This window comes from Kitasatospora sp. NPDC087271 (genome assembly GCF_044744605.1).
Lineage (GTDB): Bacteria > Actinomycetota > Actinomycetes > Streptomycetales > Streptomycetaceae > Kitasatospora.
The window spans coordinates 65,591-86,837 of record NZ_JBIUYQ010000023.1 but is presented as its reverse complement, the minus strand read 5'-3'; the positions used below and the strand labels follow the sequence as shown (position 1 = coordinate 86,837).

The window sequence follows — 21,247 nt, the reverse complement described above, 5'->3', positions numbered from 1 at the left end:
CCCGGGGCTACCGCCCAGGGGTACCGGCGGTCCGGCGTTACTGCTGGGACTGCTGAGGCTGCTGCGCCTCGGGCTGCATGGGCGACTGGCCATCCACCGGGGCGTCCTGACCCACCGGGGCGTCCTGGGCCGGGCTCGCCGCCGGGTCGGTGCAACCGCCCTGCGGACGGACCGCCGCGAACGGTGCGGACGGGCTGCCGCAGGCCGCCTCGGGGGCGGCCGCCTTGGTGTCGAACACCCGGGCCGGAACGATCGGGCCGTCGGTGATCAGCACCCGGCTGCCGTCCAGCGCCTTGACCGAGGCGCTCGGGCCGGTGTTCAGCTGCCAGCCGGTGCTGTCCAGCCGGTACCCGTTGATGCCGCCGGAGACGGCCTGCCCGGCGCTGTTGGTGCAGCTGCGCGGGACGAGCACGGCGTACTCGGTGCCGACCGTGCGCAGCGGGTCGTAGACGCAGCTGCCGGGCGGCTTGGAGTTGTAGCGCAGGTCACCGTCGGCGTCGCGCAGGCCCATGGTCAGGTTCGGGGTCACCACGGCCACCCAGGCGGAGCCGCCCTGCGGGACGGTGTGCAGGGCCGCCGCGGCCCGCTCCTGGGCCAGCTCCTTGCGCTGCGCGTCGGTGCGCTTGTCGGCGCCGGGCTCGCCGTCGCCGCGCAGCCAGTCCGCCAGGCCGGGCACCGCCCGGTGCCAGCGCACCTCGTGGTCGCCCGGGCGCACCGAGGTGACCAGGCCGTCGTCCCAGACCACGATGGCGTTGTCCCCCGCCATCGACAGGTACAGCGCGGTGGCGCCCTCGCGGCGGTAGGACCAGGCCTGCTCGCCGCTCTGCCGGTGGAAGGCCTCCAGTCCGGGGCCGACCTTCAGATCCAGGTCGGCCGTGCTCAGCGACTGCGTGCTGACCGGCGTGGCCTCCGCCTCGCCCGGCCCCGCCACCCGGTCGCCGAACGGCACCGGCTTGTTGGCGTGCGCCGCCGCACCGGCCGCAAGGACCAGCATCACCGCCAGGGCAGGCAGGGTCGAGCGGGGGGTCAGTACACGCAGCGGCTTCCAGGACACGGCCGGAGCGTACCTTTCACCGGGCACGCGAGTCAGCCTGGAATCGCCCCCGCCCCACCCCTCGGACCGCGCGTCCGGCCGCGCGCGCCCTCCCCGCGCACCCGCCCGCCCACCTGCACCGTCGGTGCCGAGGCCGGGCCGCCGCCCGCTCCGGGGCCCGGCGCCGGGGCCCGGCCGGACCGTTACAGAGCTGATACACGCGGCGAGGCCCGGCCGGGCGTTGCGGCAGACGGCGTTCGAATACCGCCCACTTTAGGGTGACATTCGGCTTTTCCGACGCCCGCCGGGCCTACTGTCGGCGAGCGGAGCGCCACGGTCCGTCCAGCGCGCCCCCGCCCCGCGACGCCCGGAGGAGAGACCATGCGAATCGGCCGCCTGACGCTGGCCGCCGCCGCCCTGCTGCTGATGGCCACGGCCAGCGTCCCGGCCGGGTCGCCGCTCAGCCAGACCGAACGGCACACCCTCTCCTCGGACGCCTTCGAGCCGCGCGGCGCCGCCCCCCGCCCGCCCGTCCAGCGGCCCAAGCACGAGCCGCCGTTCGGCGCCTTCGTCGGTTCCTGGGACGACTACATCCCGCAGATCGGCCGGTACGCGCAGTGGCTGGGCGACGCCAACCTGCAAGTCGGCCACACCTACCTGGCGGGCAACAGCTGGGCCGACGTCGAGGGCGAGCTGATGGTGCTCGGCATGTGGTCGCAGTGGCGGCTGGCCGACCCGTCCCGGACGCTCGTCCTCGGCGTGCCGATGCTGGTGCCCAACGAGGCGAACGTGCCGGACGGCGAGGTCGCCAAGCTGCTCGCCCAGGGCGCGCGCGGGGACTTCGACCGGCACTTCCTGCGGCTCGCCCACCGGCTGCTGTCCCTCGGCGGCGCGGACACCGTGCTCACGCTCGGCTGGGAGATGAACGGCGTCACCTACACGCACCGCTGCAAGCCCGACCCGTCCGCGTGGAAGGCGTACTGGCGACGGATCGTCGGCGTGATGCGCTCGGTGCCGGGGCAGCGGTTCCGCTTCGACTTCACCCCGAACCGGGGCCTGGACGCCATCCCGTGGACCAAGTGCTACCCCGGCGACGACGTGGTCGACATCATCGGCATGGACAACTACGACCAGCCCGCCGGGGGCACCTTCGACGACTACGTGCGCGAGCCGTACGGGCTTCAGGACCAGGTGGAGTTCGCCGCCAAGCGCGGCAAGCCGGTCTCCTACCCGGAGTGGGGGCTGTTCCGCAACGGCGACAACCCGGAGTTCGTGCAGCGGATGGTCGAGTGGATGCGCACCCACGACACCGCCTACCAGACCGTCACCGACTACTGCCCGCACGGCTTCTTCGAGTGCGACCGCAACCCGCGCTCCGCCGCCCGGTTCAAGCAGCTGATGTCCGGGTCGAAGGGGGCGCCGCCGGTGGTGCCGACGGCGCCCCAGGCCCCCGTCCCGCCGATCGTCCCGCCGCGCCCGCCCACGCCCTCGGCCGTGCCCGGGGCCCCGAGCGTGGTGCCCGGCCCGTCCGCGAGCCCGTCGCCGGGCCCCTCGGCCACCACGTCGGCGAGCCCCTCGGCGAGCCCGTCCGCGAGTCCCTCGGCGGCCCGGACGCCCGCCCGGCGCTGAGCCCGGGCGGGGGCGGTCAGCCGCGGCGGCGGGCCAGCAGGGCCTCCTTGAGCCGCGGGAAGCGGGTCCGCAGCACGTGCGCCGCCTGCTGGCGGACGCGCACCGCGCCGGACCGGGCGACGGCCGCCGGCGCCGGCCCGGGCGGACCGAACAGCAGGCGCTGGTTGGACAGCTGGTCCGGCCGCCAGCGCTGCTTGTACGGCTCCTGGCCGCGCAGCAGGCCGAGCAGCGGGACGCCCGCGCCGACCGTCTCGTCCAGGGCGGCGCTGAACAGCAGCCCGGCGATGTCCAGCCGCTCGCGCAGCACCGGGTGCGCGCCGTACATGTACAGGCCGCCGAAGGAGGGGCAGAGCAGCAGCAGGTTCACCGCGACCAGTTCGCCGTTCAGCCGGAACTGGTGGACGGCCGCCCTGCCGGTGGCGACCAGGCCGACGGTGGACTCGGTCAGGTGGCGGGCGAAGCGCTCGGTGCGGTGCTCCGGGGTGACGCCGCGTTCCTGCCACTGCAGGAAGTGCAGCCGCAGCAGGCCCTCCAGCGCCGCCGGCACCTCGGCCGCCGGCGTCGAGCTGACCTGCACCCCGGCCTCGGCGATCTTGCGCAGCTTCACCCGGCTGCGCTGCGCGGTCTTGCCGGGCACCCGCTTGAGCAGCCGGTCCATCGGGACGGCCGGCAGGTACTGGCAGAGCGAGTCCTGGTAGCGGCGGCGTCGGCCGTGCCAGTGCTCGTACACCCGCTGCACCGCCGCCTCGGGGTGCACCTCGCGCAGCTCCAGGGAGTGCCACGGGCGGGTGAGCGGGAGGGCGGCGGCGAACTCGGCGGCGGCCCGGTCGGCGCAGTCGTCGTCGAGCAGCACGTCGGAGTAGTCGACCAGCCCGGCGCCCAGGGCGGTCAGCCCACCGAGCGGGCCGCCGCGGCGTCTGAAGGCACCCGCGCCGACCAGCAGGCCGTCCCGGCGGACGAGCACCACCAGCAGGCGGCCCGGGCTGCCGTAGTGGCGCCACCAGGAGCGCTGCCAGTCGGCGGCCTGGAAGAAGGTGGCGGTCCGGCAGCGGGCGGCCAGGTCGTCCCACTCCTCGGCGAGGGTGTCCAGAGCGTCGTCCTCACGGCGCAGCTCGGTGGTCCAGCCCGGCGCAGCCGGCTGGGCGGGGAGGCCGGCGTGCCGGATCTCAGTGCTCATCGCCCGCTCCCGGCCGCGGCCTTCTCCTTGGCCGGGGGCTCCTCGGCGCTCTTCTTCACGGCAGCGGCCTTCCCGGGCCTCCCTTCCGCCTTCTCCGCCTTCTCCGCCTTCTCGGCCTTCTCCGCCTTCTCGGCCTTCTCCGCCTTCTCGGCCTTCTCGGTCTCCTCCGCCTGGCCGGTCTTGCCGGCCTGGTCGGCGGCGGGCGGCTCCTCGCCGCGCGGGCGGGGGGTGGCCGGCGTCGTCGGCTCCACCGGGGCCCCGGCGGCCCCGGCGGGCTCGGCGGCCTCCGGCAGGGCGGCCTCGCCCCGGCGGCGGGTCATCATCACCAGGGCCCCCACCAGCAGCCCGGCCGCGCCACCGACCGCGACGTCCAGCGTGGCGGACGGGGTGGTCGGCTTGTCCGGCTCGGCGGCCGGGGCCAGCGTCACCAGCCGGACGCTGGTGTCCCTGCTGCTGGCGTTCGCGAAGGAGACCAGCGAGCGGGCCACCGCGTCGGCGGTCTGGGCCGCCTCCTGGGGGCGCGTCCCGGTGCCGGTGATCTCGATCATCGGGGCGTCCGGGGAGGTGGTCCCGTGCACCAGGGACTCCAGCTCGGCACGGGTGTGGCCGGTCTCGGCGGCCGCCACCGCGAGCACCTGCGGCTGGCCCGCCAACCGCCCGTACGCCTGGGCGAAGTTGGTCGCGGTGGCGGCCTCCCCCGGGTTCTGCGGCACCACGAGGACGTAGGCGCTGGCGGCGTACGAGGGGTGCGAGACGACGGCGTACCCGGCGCCGGCCGCGGCGCCCAGCGGCACCGCGAGCGCCACCGGCCACCAGCGGCGGACCAGGTGGCGGGCCCTTCGGCGCGGTGTGGTCATGGGTGTGACTCCTTGGGTATGTGACGGCGGTTCCGGCGGCGGCGGGCGGTCAAGCGCGGGCCAGCCGGTCGTAGAGGGCGCCCAGGTCTGCGGCGACCCGGGCGATGTCGTAGTGGCCGACCGCCGGGGGGTGCGGCAGCGGGTCGGAGTTGTGGTCGTTCAGGTGCCGCAGGTCGCGCAGCGCGGCGGCGTACGCGGCGCCCTCGGACGGGATCCGGCGGGCCTGCGGGGCGGCGCTGGGCGGCAGTTCGTCGAGCGCCGGGCAGGCGCTGTGCCGCACCGGCAGGCCGGCCGCGAGGCCCTCCAGGATGCCGAGGCCGAAGGTCTCCGCGGTGGAGGGGGCGGCCAGCACGTCCAGGGCGGTCAGCAGGTCGGGCACGTCGTCGCGCTCGCCGGTGAGCACCAGCCTTTCCCGGACGCCGAGTTCGGCGGCCCGGTGCTCCAGCGCGGCGCGCTCCGGGCCCGCGCCGACCAGCACCAGCCGGGCGGCCGGGTCGAGAGCGGCGAGGGCCTCCAGCAGCACCTCGAAGCGCTTGCCGGGGACCAGCCGGCCGACTCCGCCGACCGCCCAGCTCCCCTCCGGAAGGCCGAGTTCGGCCCGCAGCCGGCGGCGGGTGGCGGCCCGGTCTGCGGCCGGGCGGCGGTAGCGGGCGGTGTCGATGCCGTTGGGGATCAGTTCGACCCGGGCCGGTGGGACGCCCCAGGAGTGCAGCGTCTGGGCGACCTGCCGGGAGACCGCGACGGTGGTGCTGCCGAGTCGCTCGGCCGCCAGGTAGAGGCCCTTGACGCCGCGGGTGACCGGGCGGCCCTCGATCACCCCGGCGTGCAGGGAGTGCTCGGTGGAGACCACCGCGCGGACCCCGGCGAGCCGGGCCGCCAGCCGGCCGTACAGCTGCGCCCGGTACAGGTGGGTGTGCACCAGGTCGTAGCGGCCGGAGCGGACCAGCCGGACCAGCCGGGGCAGCGCGCCCAGGTCGCGGTTGCCGCGCATGCCGAGGTGGTGGACGGTCACCCCGTCGGCGCGCAGCGCGGCGGCGACCGTGCCGGGGTTGGTCAGTGCGACCACCTCGCACTGCTGGTGTGCGGGCAAGTGCCTCAGCAGCAGGTGGAGTTGGCGCTCGGCGCCGCCCGAGGCGAGGCCGGTGACGATGTGCAGGACCCTCACGGCCGGGCCCCCCGCCGGGCGGCCAGGGGGCTTCGGCGCAGCTCGGTGACGGCGTCGCGCAGCCGCTGCCGGCCGCGTTTGGCGCGCAGCCGCCAGGCGCCGTCGCGGTCGCCGACGTAGCAGCGGGGCAGCGCGAAGCGGCCGGTGAGCGGGGAGTGCGCGATGGCGCAGGCGTAGTCGTAGCCGGCGTCGCGCACGGCCTCGGTGGCGGGCAGGTCGACGGCGCCGTACGGGTAGCAGAAGCCGGTGACCGGGCCGCCGACCACCTCCTCCAGGAGGCGCCGGCTCTCCCGGGTCTGCACCGCCAGGACATCGGCCGGCAGGCCGGGCAGCGCCTGGTGGCCGAGGCCGTGCGAGCCGATCTCCCAGCCGGCGGAGGCGAGTTCGGTGACCTCCTGGACGGTGAGCAGCTGCTTGCGCGGCCCCTTCGTGTCCCAGCCGTTGTCCCGGCCGAGCAGGTCGGCGACCACGTACGCGGTGGCGGTGAAGCCGTACGCCTGGAGGATCGGCACGGCGTGGCGCGCGAAGTCCGCGTAGCCGTCGTCGAAGCTCAGCCCGACCAGTCCGTCGTCCCGGCCGACGGCCCGGGCCCGCATCAGCTCGCGCACGGAGACGCCGCGCCGCCCGCGCCGGTGCAGCCAGGCGACCTGCTCGGCGAACCGCTCGGGGCTGACGGTCAGCTGGTACGGGTCCTCCTTCTCGACCGCCACCGAGTGGTACATCAGGATCCACGGCGAGGAGGGACCGGGGCCGGACGGTTCGCCGAGCGGGCGGTGGCTCCTGGGCAGCTGCGCCTCCGGCCCGGCGGGGTCGGTGTACGGGAGGTCGCCGCGTGGTGCGGCTGCGGCCGGTACGGCCTGGCGGCGGACGCCCGCCTGGGCCGAACGGACGGTTCCCCGTTCATTGTCCATGGGGAAGCTTCCCTTCATCGGCGACGGTTGGCGGGTTCAGGGCCCGGGCCACGGCGAGGACCGGACCGCGCACCTCACGCGCGCCGAGGCCGGTGCCGAGGACGGCGAAGGCCAGCGCCACGGTGAGGCCCCCGAGGAGGGTGGAGAGCAGGGGGCCGGCGGCCAGCCCGGCGACGGCGGCGCCGAGGGCGGTGGCGCCGCCGGCGGCGGCCACCAGCCGGGCGTGGCCGCCGAGCACCCGGCGCAGCCGCAGCGGGATGCCGCGCAGCACCAGGCCGTGCAGCAGCAGTGCGGCGGTGGCGGTGATGCCGGCCGCGTTCCCGGCGGCGAGCCCGAGGGCGCCGAAGCGGGGGGTGGCGAGCAGGCTGACCACGACGGTGACGCCGAGGCCGAGCAGCATCGCGGCGACCGGGAACCAGTCCAGCAGCCGACGGCCGCCGTCCTCGGTGCCCGGATCGTCGGCCCGGCGGACCACCGGGCGCAGCGAGAAGTACGGGCGGATCATCACGCCGATCAGTGCCTGGGCGGGCAGGCCGAAACTGTAGACCCGGATGACGGCGGCGGTGGCGGCGGTGTCCTGCGGGCCGAAGGCGCCGCGCTGGAAGAGCAGCGAGACCACCGAGGGGGCGCAGGCCATCAGGAAGGCGGTGCCGCCCAGGACGACCGCCGCGGCCTGGCCGAGGTCCTTCTCGACCCGGTCCCGGGCGGCGGCGAGGTCCCCGGCCGCCAGCGCCCGGGCGACCAGCGGGAAGGTGACGGTGCAGATCAGGATGCCGGCCGTCATGGCCAGTTGGGAGACCTTGGCGGCGTAGTTGAGGTGCGAGATGGTACCGGGCGGCAGCGCCGAGCCGAGGTAGCGCTCGACGAAGACCTGCGACTGGCGGGTCAGGGTGAACGCGGCCACCGGCAGCAGGGCGAACGGCATCAGCACCAGCGCCTTGCGGGAGCGGCGGGCACGGCCCGCGCCGGGGTGCGATCCCGGGCCCGCGCCCTGGCGCAGCCGGCGCAGGAACGGGGCGACCAGCAGCCCGGCCATCAGCAGGCTGCCGAGCGCGACGCCCAGGGCGGCGGAGCGCACGCCCAGGAAGGACTGGCAGCCGAGCAGCACGGCGAGGATGCCGACGTTGTAGGCGACGTAGATGCCGGCCGGCGCGGTGAAGCGGTGGTGGGCGCGCAGCGCGGCGGCGAGGTAGCCGGCCACGCCGAACGGCAGCACGGTGATCGCGGTGATCCGGGTGCAGGTGACGGCGAGGCCGGGGTTGGCCAGGCCGGGGGCGAGCAGCTCGACCAGCTGCGGGGCGCCGAGGGCGGCGGCCAGCGCGAGCCCGCTGAGCGCGAGCAGCAGCCAGGGCAGGGTGGCGCGGACCAGTTGGCGGACCGGGTCGGGGGCGTCCGGATCCTCCTCGCGCAGCACCAGGGCGAGCGCGAAGGCGGGCACCATGAGGAAGGACATGGCGTCCTCGATCAGCAGCGGCGCGGCCGTCTCCGGGACGGTCCAGGCGACCAGGAAGGCGTCGGTGCCCTGGTTGGCGCCGAAGTAGCGGGCCAGCAGGAGGTCGCGCAGCAGGCCGAGGCCGGATCCGGCGGCGCTGAGGACGGCGGTGATGCCGAAGGCCTTGGCGAGGAAGCCGCGCCGGGGGGCCGGGTCGGGCCCGGACGGCGGGCCGTCGGCGGCGCCGCGCGGGGCGGGCACGGCGGAGGCGAGGGCCGGCTGGTCGGTGGTCATCGCGGGTCGGCCTCCGCGACGCAGGCCCGGGCCGCGAGGCCGAGGACGACGGAGGTCAGCACGGTGGTGGTGCCGCCGATGTCCGCGTACAGGAAGTCGACCAGCACCCAGGTGAGCAGGGCCAGGGCGGCGAGGGCCGGGCCGCGGGAGTGGCGCAGGCAGCCGAGCAGCAGGCCGAGGAAGAGCGCGGCGTAGGCGACGATGCCGATCAGACCCTGCTCGCTGAGCACCAGGAAGTACATGTTGTGCGGGGAGAGCAGCGGTTCGCGCTGGAAGCCGATGGTGGGGTCGGCGGCGTCGCTGCCGGAGGAGAGCCGCAGCGGGGCGTGGCTGTCGCGCAGTTGCTGGAAGGCCTTGGGGCCGGCGCCGTGGACGGGGTGGTCCTGCCAGATCCGCCCGGCGGTGGACCACAGGTCGTAGCGGTCGGAGACGGACTGGTCGGGGGCGGCGGAGACGGAGCCGATCGAGCTGAGCCGCTCGGTGACTCCGGAGGCGCCGAGGCCGAGGCCGCCGACCAGGACGACCGCGGCGGCCAGGCCGAGGACGGCGCCGCGGACGGCGAGCCGGGCGTCGGCGCGCAGCAGCAGCACGGTGGCCGCGGCGGCGGTGGCGATCCAGCTGCCGCGGCTGAACGAGACGGCGAGCGGGAAGGCCAGGAAGGCGGCGGCCGCGAACATGGCGCGCCGCAGCCGGACGTCGCCGCCGGGGCGGCGCTCGGCGAGCGCCAGGGCCAGGGCGGCGAGCAGGCCGTAGCTGACGACCGTGGACATCGCCATGATGTCGAGGGCGCCGAAGGTGCCGACGGCCCGGATCGGCTGGCCGGTGTAGGAGGCGCCGGTCCGGGTGAGGTACTGGTGCGCGCCGACCACGCCCTGGATCAGCGCGGCGAGCACGAAGGAGCCGAGGACCAGCCGCTGGTCGACGCGGTCGCGCAGCGAGCAGAGCACCCCGGCCGGCACCAGGACGAACACCTGGGTGAGCCGGACGAAGCCGGTGAGGCTGGTGGCCGGGTCGATCGAGCCGACGGTGGCGACGGCGGCGGCGACCACGATGCCGCCGAACAGCACGCAGGTGGCGCGGCTGACGGCGGGCAGCCGCCCGCGCAGCAGGTTGAGCGCGGTGAGGGCGACCAGGGCCAGCGAGGCCACGTCGGCGGCGGTGACGTGGACGGCGGCGGCGACGTCCTTCTCGCCGGTGGGCACGCAGACCAGCAGGACGGTCGCCGCGGCGAGCGGGCTGGGCCGGTCCGCGAGCGCGGGCAGCGCCTTGCGTAACGCGAGCCGCGGGACGGCGGGAAGGGTCAGGGCCACGCGGGTCAGCTCCCGTCCGGGTGGAGCATCAGGACCGCGGTGCGGCACAGGATCTTGACGTCCTGCCAGAGGCTCCAGCTCTCGATGTAGCGGTTGTCGAACCGGGCCCGGTCCTCGATCGAGGTGTCCCCGCGCAGGCCGTTGACCTGGGCGAGGCCGGTCAGGCCGACCGGGACGCGGTGGCGGTCGGCGTACTCGGGGTAGGCCTGGCCGAACCGCATGACGAAGTAGGGGCGTTCCGGGCGCGGGCCGACCAGGCTCATGTCTCCGCACAGCACGTTCCACAGCTGCGGCAGCTCGTCCAGCGAGCTGCGGCGCAGCAGCCGGCCGACGGCGCCCATCCGGTGGTCCTGGGAGATGTTCCAGCGGGTCGCCGACTCGTGTTCGTTGCTCGGGCGCAGGGTGCGGAACTTGAGGACGGTGAAGACCTTGCCGTCGAGCCCGGTGCGCTGCTGGCGGAAGAGCACGCCGGGGCCGGTGTCGAAGCGGACGGCCAGCGCGCAGAGCACCAGGACGGGGGCGAGCAGCAGCAGGCCGAGCCCGGCGGCGGTGACGTCCAGGACGCGCTTGGCGGCCCAGCCGGGGCGGTGCATCGCCGGGCTGCCGACCCGCAGGCAGGGGAAGCCCCACAGGTGGTCGGCTCCGGCCAGCGGGCCGGCGGGCAGCGAGCCGTGCTCGCGCAGCGCGGGCACCAGCCAGACCTGGCAGCCGAGCCGGGCGGCGTCGCGCAGGGCGGCGGCGGTCTCGGCCTCGTCGGCGGCGCCGGCGGTGGCGACCACGTGGTGGATCCGGTGCCGGCGGACCTCGCGCTCCAGCACCTCGCGGCCGCCGAGGACGGGCAGGTCGGTGTCGCCGGCGAGCAGCGGCGGGTCGGCGTCGAGGAAGCCGACCGGGCGCATCCCGTACTCGCCGCGCTCGCTGAGGGCGGCGGCGACCCGGCGGCCGAGCCGGCCGGCGCCGAGCACCAGGACGGGGTTGGGGCGGCTGCGGCGGATCCGCCGGACCAGGTGGTAGAGCACGGCGCGGCCGACGGCTGCGATCAGCAGCTGGACGCCGAGCAGGACGGTGAGCCGGGCCGGGGTGGCCGGGCCGCAGTCGGGCCAGCGGCCGTCCAGACAGCCGGCCAGGGTGACGGCGAAGGCGGTGGCGACGACGGCCCGGACGGCCAGCGCGGGCAGTTCGTCCAGGACGGAGAGGGTGAGCCGGGTGCGGTAGAGGCCGCCGAACAGGTTGAGCACGAGCAGCAGGGGCAGGACGGCGGCGGCACCGAGCAGCGGCGCGAGCGGGACGGCCGGGTCGACGGCCCGGTTGGCGAGGCCGGTGGCGGTGCACAGCGCGATCGCGTCGACCTGGACCAGCGCGAGCGGCAGGGCGAGCCGGGATCGGACCGCCCCGCGGTGCCGGCGGGGCGGCGGCACCGTCCGGGTCTGGGCGGATCCGGCCGGGCGGTCGAGCAGCCCGGTGCCGGGCCGCCGCGGGCCGGACAGGGACCGACCGGATCGCGGCACGCTGTCGTGGTCAATAGTCATCAGCGCACGAACTCCCCTGCTGTGTGCCCGGGGTGACGGCGCCCCGGCACCGGATGGCGCGGAGCGGCCGTCCCGGCCCGGTGGGCGCGGTCCTGACAGCACCTGCTACCGCTGGCGGCTTTCGGTCCTCTCGCACCGGGCCCGGCCGCGCGGGGCGCGACCATGAAGGGCTCAGTCGCGAATTCCCGGCGTGAAATCGAAACGAAGCAGGCGAAATCCGACAATACATAACCTGGCTGCGTAGGCTGGAAGTTGACTTGCCGTTTCATTCCAGCCGCCCATTAATAGGTATTTCGGATTTGACGCCTCGTCCCTATCCGGTTGAGGGTGCGAATACGACGGCGCCGGATCGGCGGGCATTCACGGCATGTGAAACGATCAGATCCGCTCTGGGACACGGGCCCGGCGCCGCCCGGCCGCCGGACCGGCACCCAGCAGATGGCGGTACAGCGCGTCCACCTGTTCGACCACCGTGCGGACGTCGTGCCGGGCGACCACGTGATCGCGCAGCCTCGCCCCGCGTCGCTCACACTCGATCGAATCGGACAGTGCTTCCGCCATTCGGGTGGCGAGCGCGGTCACGTCCTCGGGCGGCACCACCGCCCGCCCCCGCTCGGCCTGGGGCAGGCACTCCCGGGCGCCCGGCACGTCGGTCAGCAGCACCGGACGGGCCACCGCCATCGCCTCCAGCGGGGCCAGCGCCATGCCCTCCCAGCGCGAGGGCAGCACCACCAGGTCGGCCGCCGCCAGCCACGGCCTCGGGTCCGGCACGTCCCCGACCAGCCGGACCCGGGACGGCTCGGCCGACTCCCGGACCAGGTCCGCCAGCCGGTTCTCCTCGGGGCCGCCGCCGACCAGCGCCAGCCGGGCCTGCGGCACCGCCCGCAGCACCTCCGGCCAGGCCGCCAGCAGCACGTCCTGGCCCTTCTGGCGGCACAGCCGGCCGACGCAGACCGCGAGCGGGGCGTCCAGGTCCAGGCCCAGCGCGATCCGGGCCGCCCGGCGGTCGGCGGGTGCGTAGTGGCGCACGTCCACGCCGTTGGGCACCACCGCCCAGTCCGCGCTCACCCCGGCGGCGACGCCGTCGGCCCGCTCCTGGACGCTGACACAGAGCAGGCGGTGCGCCCAGCGGCCGGCGAAGCGCTCCCAGTGCAGGGTGGCGGTGGCCAGCGGGCCCTCGACGGCGGCGAAGGACCAGGCGTGCGGCTGGAAGACGGTCGGCACCGCGCCGCGCACCGCCAGCCGGCCGGCCAGCCCGGCCTTGGCGCTGTGCAGGTGGACCACGTCGGGCGCGGCCGCCCGGACGATCCGGCGCAGCCGCCACGCCTCGGCGGCGGTGCCCGGGCCCGGCGAGCGCCCGGCGGGCCAGTCGTGGACCAGCGCGCCCACGGCGGCGGCTTCCTCGGCCAGCCGGCCGCCGCCCGGGCAGGCGACCAGCACCCGGTGACCGGCCTCGCGCTGCCCCCGGACCAGATCGGCGACGACGCGGGCGACTCCGCCGTCCACGGGCTGTGAAATGTGAAGGATCGTCATATGCACGGCGGCGAGCCTAGGGTGGCTCCCCCGTGCCGGGCGGCCCTCGTCACCCGGAGGTGGCGGGCCGTCCACCCGTACGGCTTTCCGCTCGTACGGGTGGGCGGGCCGCTCGAATTCCCGGGCGAATTTCCGTGGGAAAGACGAACTCGACGAACTCGGCGGGCTCAGTGAGCTCGGCGGACTCAGCGAGCTCGCGGACTCAGCGGACCTCGGCGGCCAGGTTGGCCAGCACCTGGTCGTGGATCCGGTTCAGGCCCTTCGGGGCGAAGGTGCGCTCGAAGAAGCCGCCGATGCCGCTCGCGCCCTGCCAGGTGGCCGAGACGACGACCTTCGACCGGCCCTCACCGGCCGCCGAGACGGTCCAGGTGATCACCATGCTGGAGTTGGCGTCCTTCTCCACCAGCTGGTCGGGCGAGGGCGCCGAGACGGTGAACAGGCAGTCCCGCACGCGCTTCTCGGTGGCCTGGAGCTTCCAGTGCACCTGGGTGCCGGCGCCGGTGCCGCCGACCCGGACCTCGTACTCGCTGTACTGCGGGGGCAGCAGCTTCGGACGGGTCACCCGGTAGTCGGCCAGCGCCTCGTACACCCGCTCGGGGGCGGCGTCGTAGTCCCGCTCGGTGGTGGCCTGCACCTGTCCCATGGCCTTGCTCTCCTCGTCCGGTGGTCTTCCGATTCTCACCGGCAAGCCAATCACAGCGCCGGGGGCGGAGGCCGACCGGACGGCCCGCCGCGGTGGCGGGGCGGCGGGATAGGGTGGCCGGTGTGCTCGATCTGGTGACAGCAGTGCGCTACGTCGACCCGCTGCGGTCCGGCGGCTCCGTCCCCGGTGTGGTGGAGACCGACGACCTGGGAACCTACGTGGTCAAGTTCACCGGCGCCGCGCAGGGCCGCAAGGCGCTGGTCGCGGAGGTGATCGTCGGCGAGCTGGCCCGGCGGCTCGGCCTGCGCGTCCCCGAGCTGCGGCTGGTGGACTTCGATCCGGCCGTCGCCGCGGACGAGCCCGACGCCGAGATCCAGGACATGCTCAAGGCCAGCGGCGGTCTCAACCTCGGGATGGACCTGCTGCCCGGCGCGCGGGACTACCGGCCGGGCATGATCCCGGTGGACTCCGCCGAGGCCGGGCGGGTGGTCTGGCTGGACGCCCTCACCGGTAACGTCGACCGCACCGTCCACAACCCCAACCTGGTGGTCTGGCACGGACGGCTCTGGCTGATCGACAACGGCGCCGCGCTGATCTTCCACCACCGCTGGACCACCGCCGAGGCGGCGGTCGGCAGGCGCTACGACCTCAGCGCGCACGCGCTGGGCGGCTCGGCCCCGGACGTCCGGCTGGCCGACGAGGAACTCGGCCCGCTGGTCACCGTCGGCCTGCTGGAGGAGGTGCTGGCGCTCGTCCCGGACGAGTGGCTGGCCGACGAGCCCGGCTTCGACTCGGCGGCCGCCGTCCGGCACGCCTACGTGACCCACCTGGCCGCCCGGGTGGTGCTCTCCGCGCAGTGGCTCCCGGAGGGCTTCGCCACCCCCGAGCAGCTGCGCGAGGCCGAACGCCGCCGGGAGGCCCGGACCCGGGCCGGCCGGCCCGCCTGGCTCCAGGAAGTCCCGGACCTGCACGGCAAGCCGTCGGTGGAGACCGGCTGGGGCCAGCACGTCGAGTGAGCGGGCCGGGGCTCGCCCGGAGAGGTCGGCCGGGCGGGCCCGGGCAGGAAACGACCGGGGAGCGGACCCGGATGGGCCCGCTCCCCGGCTCAGTGTTCAGGTGTCGCCGTGGTCAGCGCGTCAGCGCCACCACTGGACCGCCTTCTCGGCGTTGATGATGCCCGCGCCGTAGAAGCCGTTGTCGTCCGCGCCGCCCTCGCAGGTGGCCTTGTACGCGCCGGTGCCGCCCGGGTTGTACTCGCCGGTCGGGCAGGGGTGCGACTCCGCCTGGTTGGTGAGCAGCTCGGTCAGCTCGTCCGGGTTGGCCCACGGGAAGGTGCTGGCGAGCAGCGCGACCACGCCGACGACGTGCGGGGTGGCCATCGAGGTGCCCTGCATGTAGCCGTACTTGTTGCCCGGGATGGTGGAGAGGATCCGGCCGTTCTTGTCCGGGGTGTCCGGGATCTGGTAGCGGGCGTCGCCACCCGGCGCGGCGACGGTCACGACGCCCTTGCCGTAGCTGGAGTAGTACGCCTTGTCGCCCTTGACGCCCACCGAGGAGACGGCGATGACGCCGGGCAGCTCGGTCGGCAGCGACAGGCAGTCGTTGGTGACCGGACGGGTCACCTTGGTGGTGTCGTCCGGGCTGGCGACGTCAACGGTCTTGTGCGCCAGGTCGATGTTCTCGTTGCCCGCCGCGGCGACGTTGAGGACGCCCTTGCGCTGCGAGAACGAGACCGCCTTGCGGACGGCGGCGCTGATCGCGGCCTGGTCCTTGTCGTTCGGGCAGTTGAACATCCACGGGTCGACGTAGTAGCTGTTGTTGGTCACCTTGAACTGGTGCTCACCGGCCCACACGAAGCCGCAGATCGCGTACTCCGGGTAGATGAACCCGCCGTCGTCGACGACCTTGACCGCGGCCAGCTTCACGTTCGGGGCGATGCCGACGACGCCCTTGCCGTTCTTGGCGGCGCCGATCGTGCCGGCCACGTGGGTGCCGTGGTCGCTGGTGGTGGGCTGCCAGGACTTCCAGTCGGTGTTCGGCTTGCCGCCGTCGATGCAGGAGACCGACTGCGAGGCGTCCACGTTGGCGGCCAGGTCCTCGTGCGTCGCGTCGATGCCGGAGTCCAGCACACCGACGGTGACGTTGCGGTTGCCGAGCGAGAGCTTGTGCGCCTTGTCGACACCGATCTGGCGCATGTCCCACTGGTTGGCCTCGTACGGCTCCTGACCGGCGGCGGGCGCGCCGGCGGGCTCGGCGGCGACCTCGGCCTTGGCCTGGTCGGCGGCGGTGATGCCCTTGGTGCGGCTGGCACCGACGGAGTCGACGCCCTTGGCCTGACGCAGCTTCTGCGCGAACGCGGTGTCGTCCGAGCGGGCGATGACGACGCCGATCTGCTCGTACGAGTACACCACCGAGCCGCCGAGGGCGGTGATCGCCTTCTCGACCTTCTGCACCTGGCCGTGGTTGGCCTTGGTGTTGACGACGTAGCTGAGCAGCGGACCGGTCGTCGAGCCCGCCGAGGGGGCCGCGACGGCGGTGCCGGCCGGGAGCGCGAGGGCGCCGGCGGTGGCGAGCACGAGGCCCACCGCCGCGAACCGGGTCCGGCTGATCCGAGGAACTCTCATAGGGGTTGGCCCTCCCGAGTCGTCATGCGGCAGCTGCGGTGTGGCAGGTGCGCCTGGAATGATCGGGACGCTAATGAATATTCGCTGATAAGCGCAAGAGGTAGTCATCTAATCGTCACATGTTGGCCAACATCGGAAGCGAGGAGTCCGGAGGCCCAACACGTCAACAGAGTTGAAGAGTGTTAAAAAGTGACGGTTCGCCGACGTGCTACGGTGCGCCGGGCAGCGAGTACAGCGCGCGGGCGTTGTCCGCGGCGACCAGCCGGGCCAGCCGCCGCGCGTCCGCCGCCGAACAGGCGCCACCCGCCTGCCAGTCGGCCAGCACCGCCCCCAGTCCGTACCGGAACTGGGCGGCGCCCACCAGGTACAACTCGGGCAGCCCGTACGCGTCGGTGGAGAACAACAGCTTGCCGAACGGCGCCAGTTCCAGCATCTCGCCCAGCACCGCCGCCACCCGCGGGCCGGTGTAGGAGGCGGTCAGCCCGAGGTCGGTGTACACCGTCGGGAAGGCCTGGGCCAGCCACCCGGCCTGGCGGTGGTACGGGTAGCAGTGCAGCAGCACCAGCGGGACGCCGCTCGGCTCGGCCGCGCGCACGAAACCGGTCAGCAGCGACGGATCGGCCCGGTGCAGGGTGAGGTCGGGATCGCCGAAGCCGGTGTGGAGTTGGAGCGGCAGGCCCAGCCCGGCGCAGACGTCCACGGCCGTCCAGAGCAGGTGGTGCAGCAGCACCGGGTCGGCCAGCCGGCCCCGCCCGCCGCGCAGCCAGGCGCCGGCCGCGGCCACCACGGCCGCCCGCGCGGGCCGTTCGGCGGGGGCGGCCAGGCCGTGCCGGTAGGCGAGCACCGACTTGACCGCGACCGCACCCGCGGCCGCCGCCGCCAGCGCCTCCCCGACGGCCTGCGGCCAGGACTCGGCCGGGCCCGCCACCGCCTCGGCCACCGACTCCAGCCGAACCACCTCGTGCACCACCGCCCCGGCGGCCGCGGCCAGTTCGCCGAGCGGCAGCAGCGGAAGGCCCGCGGCGGTGGTCAGCCCGGTGTCCACCAGGCAGGTGTCCAGCCCGGCGGCGGCCAGCAGCCGGCGGGTGGCCTCGGCGCCGCCCAGCTCGCGCCGCCGGGCCAGGTAGTCGGCGGCCGGGGCGTGCGCGGGCAGGCCGAGGGCGGGCGGGCACCAGCGCCGGACGGCCAGGCCGAGTGCGCTGTCGAAGGGCGAACAGCCGGGCGCGGGCGGTCGGTCGGACTCGGTGAGCAGCCCGGCCAGGGCGTCGTCGGCGAGGTCGGCCGCCACCACGCTGTGGCAGTGGTGGTCGACCAGCGCGGGCACCGCCAGGGCCCCGGCGGGCACCGGTCAGTACCGCCAGCGGGTGGCGGCGACCAGCTGCTCGGGGGTGGCGACGGCGTACTGCTCGCCCTCGGCCCGGCGCACCGCCAGCACCGCCTCGTACAGCGGCCCGCCGAGCGCCTCGCGCAGCACCGCCGACCGCTCGTACGCGGCCAGCGCCTCCACCGGGCCGGTCGGCAGCCGGGGCACCGCGCCGGGCTCGGCGGCGGCCGGGTCCCCGGTGAACTCCGGAGGCAGCGACAGGTGTCGGTCGAGACCGGCGAGACCGGCGGCGAGCACCGCGCCGACCGCCAGGTACGGATTGGCGCTGGCGTCGAAGCACTTGACCTCGGCGTTGGCGGCGGCGGCCCGCTCCCCCGTGGAGCCCGTCACCAGGCGCAGCGCGGCCTCGCGGTTCTCCAGGCCCCAGCACTGGTAGGCGCCGGCCCAGTGCGAGGGCACCAGCCGCAGGTAGCCGGCCGGGCTGGAGCAGCCGAGCACCAGGAGTTCGGGCAGCGCGCCGAGCACCCCGGCGAGGAAGCCCTCGGCCTCGGCGGTCAGGCCGTGCGGGCCGGGGCCGCCGTGGCCGAGGTTGTGGCCGTCCCGCCAGAGGCTCAGGTGCAGGTGCCCGCCGTTGCCGACCGCGCCGGGCTCGACCACGGGGGCGAAGGAGACCCGCAGGCCGTGCCGGGCGGAGACGGCCCGCACGGTGTGCCGGACCAGGACGGAGGTGTCGGCGGCGCCGACCGGGCCCTCGGGGGCCACCGAGACCTCGAACTGGCCCGGGGCGTACTCGGGGTGGATCTGCAGGACGGTCAGCCCCTGCTCGCCGAGGGCGCGCAGGACGTCCCGCAGGTAGTCGGTGAGGTCGGTGAGCCGGTGCATCCCGTACGCGGGGCCGTGCGTCGGGTACTGCGGCTCGTCCTGCGGGCCGCCGGCGAGGGCGACCACCCACTCGACCTCGATGCCGGCCCGCAGGGTCAGCCCGCGCTCGGCGGCGGCGGCCTCCATCCGGCGGGCGAACAGCCGCTGGCAGCCGGGGTGCGGGGTGCCGGCCTGGGTGTGCCGGTCCCCCGGGGCCCAGGCCCAGCCGGGCTGGGCGGCCAGCGGGACGACCCGGTCGAGGTCGGGGTAGAGCCGCAGGTCCCCGGTGGGGCCGCCGGCGCTCGGGCTGGTGGTGATGCCGTCGTCGGCGAGGAAGACGTCGAAGCAGGGTGCGGCGCCGACGCCCCACTGCGCGGCGTGCACCAGGGCGCCCAGCGGGACGGCCTTGACCCGGGTGATGCCCGCGTTGTCCACCCAGGTGACGGCCACCGCGTCGACGGCGGCGGTGCGCAGCCGGTCGACGGCGGCCTCGGCCTGTTCGACGCGCGCGGCGCACGGGGGCAGCGTGACGGCGGCGAGGTGCCCACCGAGGCCTCCGGCCGGGCCGGTGGAGCCGGTGGCGGACGCGGCGGGGCCGGCGGCGGTTCCGAGGGTCATGCCCCCATGTTGCCCCGCCCGTCGCGGCCGGGTAACTCCCCTATCGAGTGGTCCCCGTGGACGTCCGTCCGTCCGTTCACCCGTTCGGGCCGCCGCCGGCCCCCGCCCCGCCGTCCCGATGCCTTTTGTGACGCCCGCACCCCTTCCTACTCGCGGGTAGCTTCGCTACAGTGGCCGGACGCACCACCGCCGGGCTACGGGAGCCGCACCGGCGGGGGCCTGCGGTCGCCGTGTCCACGGCGGGCGCGCGGTGCGTCATTCACCGGCCGGCGCCGCGAACCGCGGCGGGCCGGGTCTCCTTCCTCGTATCAGAGCCGCTTCCTTTCACCCCTGAGCGCCTGAGCACCACGGCACACCCCTCAGTTCGGCCGGAGCGGACCGGCCGCCGCGGCGGTGTGCCGGAACCCGTCATCTCCCCAGCCCCGCGCGCGGACCCTCCCCCGGCGGCGGCCGCCCCCGCCGCACGCGCGGGCGCGGCGGCCCGGCCGCCGGAGCGTGCGCGGGCCCTTCAGGACTAGGAGTCAGGACAGATGGAGCGTCCCTTTTCCACGGTCGCCGTCGTCGGCCTCGGCACGATGGGTGCCGGTGTCGCGGTGGCCGTCGCCAGGAGCGGCCGCCGGGTGATCGGCATCGAGGCCACCGAGGACTCGGCCGCCCGGGCGCTGGCCCGGATCGAGGAGGCGACCGCGCACGCGGTCGACCGGGAGCGGATCACCGCCGGGGAGCGCACCGCGCTGCTGGCGCTGATCTCGGTCGGCCACGAGCTGTCGGCCGCCGCCGGGGCCGAGCTGGTGATCGAGGAGGTGCCCGAGCAGCTGGAGCTGAAGCGGGAGCTCTTCGCCGAGCTGGACCGGATCTGCCCGGCGGGGACGGTGCTGGCCACCGGCACCACCGCGCTCTCGGTGACCCGGATCGCCGCCGCGACCGCCCGCCCGGAGCGGGTGCTGGGCCTGCACTTCTTCAACCCGGTGCACAGCATGAAGCTGGTCGAGGTGGTCCGCACGGTGCTGACCTCCCCGCAGGTCGCCGAGGACGCCGCCGCGTTCGCCCGGGACCTCGGCAAGGAGCCGGTGGCGGCCGGCGACCGGGCCGGCTTCGTCGTCAACGGCCTGCTGTTCGCGTACCTGAACCAGGCCGCCGCGATGTACGAGTCCAAGTACGCCTCCCGGGAGGACATCGACGCCGCTATGCGGCTCGGCTGCGGCCTGCCGATGGGCCCGCTGGCGCTGCTCGACCTGATCGGCGTGGACACCGCACGGACCGTCCTGGAGGCGATGTACGAGCAGTCCCGGGACCGCCTGCACGCACCCGCCCCGATCCTCGGCCAGCTGGTCGCGGCCGGGCTGCTGGGCCGCAAGTCCGGCCGCGGCTTCTACACCTACGAGGCGCCCGGCTCGTCCAGGGCCGTCGACGCGGCGGCCGGCCCGGCGCGGGCCGCGGTGGCGGGCCGGGAGGTCCGCACGGTCGGCGTCTGCGGCTCGGGCACCATGGCGACCGGCATCGCCGAGGTCTTCGCCAAGGCCGGCCGCCCGGTGCTGCTGGCCGCCCGCAGCCAGGAGAAGGCCGACCGGGCCAAGGCGCAGCTGGCGAAGTCGCTGGCGCGCGCGGTCGACCGGGGCCGGCTGAGCGCGCAGGCGCGGGACGCCGCGCTGGCGCTGGTCACCCCGGTCGGCCAGTACGCCGAGCTGGCCGAGGTGGACCTGGTGATCGAGGCGGTGGCCGAGGACCTGGCGGTCAAGCGCGAGCTGTTCGCCACCCTGGACAAGATCGTCAGGCCGGGAGCGGTGCTCGCCACCACCACCTCCTCGCTGCCGGTGATCAGCTGCGCGACGGCCACCTCGCGGCCGCAGGACGTGATCGGCATGCACTTCTTCAACCCGGCGCCGGCCATGAAGCTGGTCGAGGTGGTCTCCACCGTGCTGACCGCGCCGGACGTCACCGCGACCGTGCTGGAGCTGACCGCCGAGGTCCGCAAGCACCCGGTGGAGTGCGGCGACCGGGCCGGCTTCATCGTCAACGCGCTGCTCTTCCCCTACCTGAACGACGCGGTGCGGATGCTCCAGGAGCACTACGCGACGGTGGACGACATCGACACCGCGATGAAGCTGGGCTGCGGCTACCCGATGGGCCCGTTCGAGCTGTTGGACGTGGTCGGCCTGGACGTCTCGCTGACCATCGAGCAGGTGCTGCACCAGGAGTTCCGCGAACCGGGCCTGGCCGCCGCGCCGCTGCTGGAGCACCTGGTCGCCGCCGGCTGCCTGGGCCGCAAGACCGGCCGCGGCTTCCGCGACCACGCGCGCCGGTGAC

16 protein-coding genes are annotated in these 21,247 nt (G+C 75.3%); 3 read left to right on the top strand and 13 right to left on the bottom strand.

The window, feature by feature from the left end:
* Positions 1-37: 37 nt before the first annotated feature.
* Positions 38-1,054 carry a hypothetical protein gene (locus tag ACIO9K_RS30405; RefSeq protein ID WP_400334750.1) on the bottom strand — a complete coding sequence of 339 codons (1,017 nt, stop codon included), beginning with the start codon at positions 1,052-1,054 and terminating at the stop codon, positions 38-40.
* Between the two features lie 360 nt (positions 1,055-1,414).
* On the opposite strand from ACIO9K_RS30405, the gene ACIO9K_RS30400 reads away from it, so the two are divergent.
* Positions 1,415-2,662 (top strand): glycoside hydrolase family 26 protein, encoded by a 1,248-nt coding sequence (locus tag ACIO9K_RS30400; RefSeq protein WP_400334748.1) that lies wholly within the window; start codon positions 1,415-1,417, stop codon positions 2,660-2,662.
* Positions 2,663-2,678: 16 nt separating this feature from the next.
* Here ACIO9K_RS30400 and ACIO9K_RS30395 read toward each other — a convergent pair whose 3' ends face one another.
* The 9 genes from ACIO9K_RS30395 to ACIO9K_RS30355 all read right to left on the bottom strand — a co-directional run bounded on the left by ACIO9K_RS30395 (position 2,679) and on the right by ACIO9K_RS30355 (position 13,513).
* Positions 2,679-3,839 carry a GNAT family N-acetyltransferase gene (locus tag ACIO9K_RS30395; protein ID WP_363618551.1) on the bottom strand — a complete coding sequence of 387 codons (1,161 nt, stop codon included), beginning with the start codon at positions 3,837-3,839 and terminating at the stop codon, positions 2,679-2,681.
* A complete protein-coding gene (locus ACIO9K_RS30390) occupies positions 3,836-4,696 on the bottom strand; it encodes a Wzz/FepE/Etk N-terminal domain-containing protein (protein ID WP_400334746.1) in 861 nt (286 codons plus the stop codon). Before ACIO9K_RS30390 ends, ACIO9K_RS30395 begins: the two co-directional genes overlap by 4 nt.
* 49 nt (positions 4,697-4,745) lie before the next feature.
* Entirely contained in the window at positions 4,746-5,861 is a 1,116-nt protein-coding gene (locus tag ACIO9K_RS30385) for a glycosyltransferase (protein WP_363618555.1), read from the bottom strand.
* Positions 5,858-6,772, bottom strand: coding sequence for a polysaccharide deacetylase family protein (locus ACIO9K_RS30380; protein WP_363618557.1), 915 nt, complete (start codon positions 6,770-6,772; stop codon positions 5,858-5,860). Before ACIO9K_RS30380 ends, ACIO9K_RS30385 begins: the two co-directional genes overlap by 4 nt.
* On the bottom strand, positions 6,762-8,498 hold the full coding sequence (locus tag ACIO9K_RS30375) for a lipid II flippase MurJ (RefSeq protein WP_400334743.1): 1,737 nt from the start codon (positions 8,496-8,498) through the stop codon (positions 6,762-6,764). The genes ACIO9K_RS30380 and ACIO9K_RS30375 overlap by 11 nt, the downstream gene beginning before the upstream one ends.
* Positions 8,495-9,808 carry an O-antigen ligase family protein gene (locus ACIO9K_RS30370; RefSeq protein ID WP_363580613.1) on the bottom strand — a complete coding sequence of 438 codons (1,314 nt, stop codon included), beginning with the start codon at positions 9,806-9,808 and terminating at the stop codon, positions 8,495-8,497. Before ACIO9K_RS30370 ends, ACIO9K_RS30375 begins: the two co-directional genes overlap by 4 nt.
* Before the next feature lie 5 nt (positions 9,809-9,813).
* Positions 9,814-11,337: a sugar transferase gene (locus ACIO9K_RS30365; protein WP_400334741.1), complete on the bottom strand. Its 1,524-nt coding sequence runs from the start codon at positions 11,335-11,337 to the stop codon at positions 9,814-9,816.
* Positions 11,338-11,715: 378 nt separating this feature from the next.
* On the bottom strand, positions 11,716-12,870 hold the full coding sequence (locus tag ACIO9K_RS30360; protein WP_363618563.1) for a glycosyltransferase: 1,155 nt from the start codon (positions 12,868-12,870) through the stop codon (positions 11,716-11,718).
* 202 nt (positions 12,871-13,072) lie between these two features.
* Positions 13,073-13,513: an SRPBCC family protein gene (locus ACIO9K_RS30355; RefSeq protein WP_363580607.1), complete on the bottom strand. Its 441-nt coding sequence runs from the start codon at positions 13,511-13,513 to the stop codon at positions 13,073-13,075.
* Between the two features lie 122 nt (positions 13,514-13,635).
* On the opposite strand from ACIO9K_RS30355, the gene ACIO9K_RS30350 reads away from it, so the two are divergent.
* On the top strand, positions 13,636-14,529 hold the full coding sequence (locus ACIO9K_RS30350) for a HipA family kinase (RefSeq protein ID WP_400334738.1): 894 nt from the start codon (positions 13,636-13,638) through the stop codon (positions 14,527-14,529).
* A 120-nt stretch (positions 14,530-14,649) separates the two neighbouring features.
* Here the strand turns inward: ACIO9K_RS30350 and ACIO9K_RS30345 are convergent, their stop codons facing one another.
* From ACIO9K_RS30345 to ACIO9K_RS30335, 3 genes are all read right to left on the bottom strand, one after another.
* Complete coding sequence (locus ACIO9K_RS30345) at positions 14,650-16,137, bottom strand: S8 family serine peptidase (protein ID WP_363580603.1); 1,488 nt, start codon at positions 16,135-16,137, stop codon at positions 14,650-14,652.
* Between the two features lie 208 nt (positions 16,138-16,345).
* Positions 16,346-17,482 (bottom strand): amidohydrolase family protein, encoded by a 1,137-nt coding sequence (locus tag ACIO9K_RS30340; protein ID WP_400334736.1) that lies wholly within the window; start codon positions 17,480-17,482, stop codon positions 16,346-16,348.
* A 3-nt stretch (positions 17,483-17,485) separates the two neighbouring features.
* A complete protein-coding gene (locus ACIO9K_RS30335) occupies positions 17,486-18,940 on the bottom strand; it encodes a glutamine synthetase (protein WP_400334734.1) in 1,455 nt (484 codons plus the stop codon).
* A 530-nt stretch (positions 18,941-19,470) separates the two neighbouring features.
* Here ACIO9K_RS30335 and ACIO9K_RS30330 point away from each other — a divergent pair.
* Complete coding sequence (locus ACIO9K_RS30330) at positions 19,471-21,246, top strand: 3-hydroxybutyryl-CoA dehydrogenase (protein WP_363618571.1); 1,776 nt, start codon at positions 19,471-19,473, stop codon at positions 21,244-21,246.
* Position 21,247 lies beyond the last annotated feature (1 nt).

Bases quoted from the DNA above. Each gene is read 5' to 3' on its own strand.
- ACIO9K_RS30400 (WP_400334748.1), top strand. From the start codon at position 1,415: ATGCGAATCGGCCGCCTGACGCTGGCCGCCGCCGCCCTGCTGCTGATG.
- ACIO9K_RS30395 (WP_363618551.1), bottom strand. From the start codon at position 3,839: ATGAGCACTGAGATCCGGCACGCCGGCCTCCCCGCCCAGCCGGCTGCG.
- ACIO9K_RS30390 (WP_400334746.1), bottom strand. From the start codon at position 4,696: ATGACCACACCGCGCCGAAGGGCCCGCCACCTGGTCCGCCGCTGGTGG.
- ACIO9K_RS30380 (WP_363618557.1), bottom strand. From the start codon at position 6,772: ATGGACAATGAACGGGGAACCGTCCGTTCGGCCCAGGCGGGCGTCCGC.
- ACIO9K_RS30375 (WP_400334743.1), bottom strand. From the start codon at position 8,498: ATGACCACCGACCAGCCGGCCCTCGCCTCCGCCGTGCCCGCCCCGCGC.
- ACIO9K_RS30365 (WP_400334741.1), bottom strand. From the start codon at position 11,337: ATGACTATTGACCACGACAGCGTGCCGCGATCCGGTCGGTCCCTGTCC.
- ACIO9K_RS30360 (WP_363618563.1), bottom strand. From the start codon at position 12,870: ATGACGATCCTTCACATTTCACAGCCCGTGGACGGCGGAGTCGCCCGC.
- ACIO9K_RS30355 (WP_363580607.1), bottom strand. From the start codon at position 13,513: ATGGGACAGGTGCAGGCCACCACCGAGCGGGACTACGACGCCGCCCCC.
- ACIO9K_RS30345 (WP_363580603.1), bottom strand. From the start codon at position 16,137: ATGAGAGTTCCTCGGATCAGCCGGACCCGGTTCGCGGCGGTGGGCCTC.
- ACIO9K_RS30335 (WP_400334734.1), bottom strand. From the start codon at position 18,940: ATGACCCTCGGAACCGCCGCCGGCCCCGCCGCGTCCGCCACCGGCTCC.
- ACIO9K_RS30330 (WP_363618571.1), top strand. From the start codon at position 19,471: ATGGAGCGTCCCTTTTCCACGGTCGCCGTCGTCGGCCTCGGCACGATG.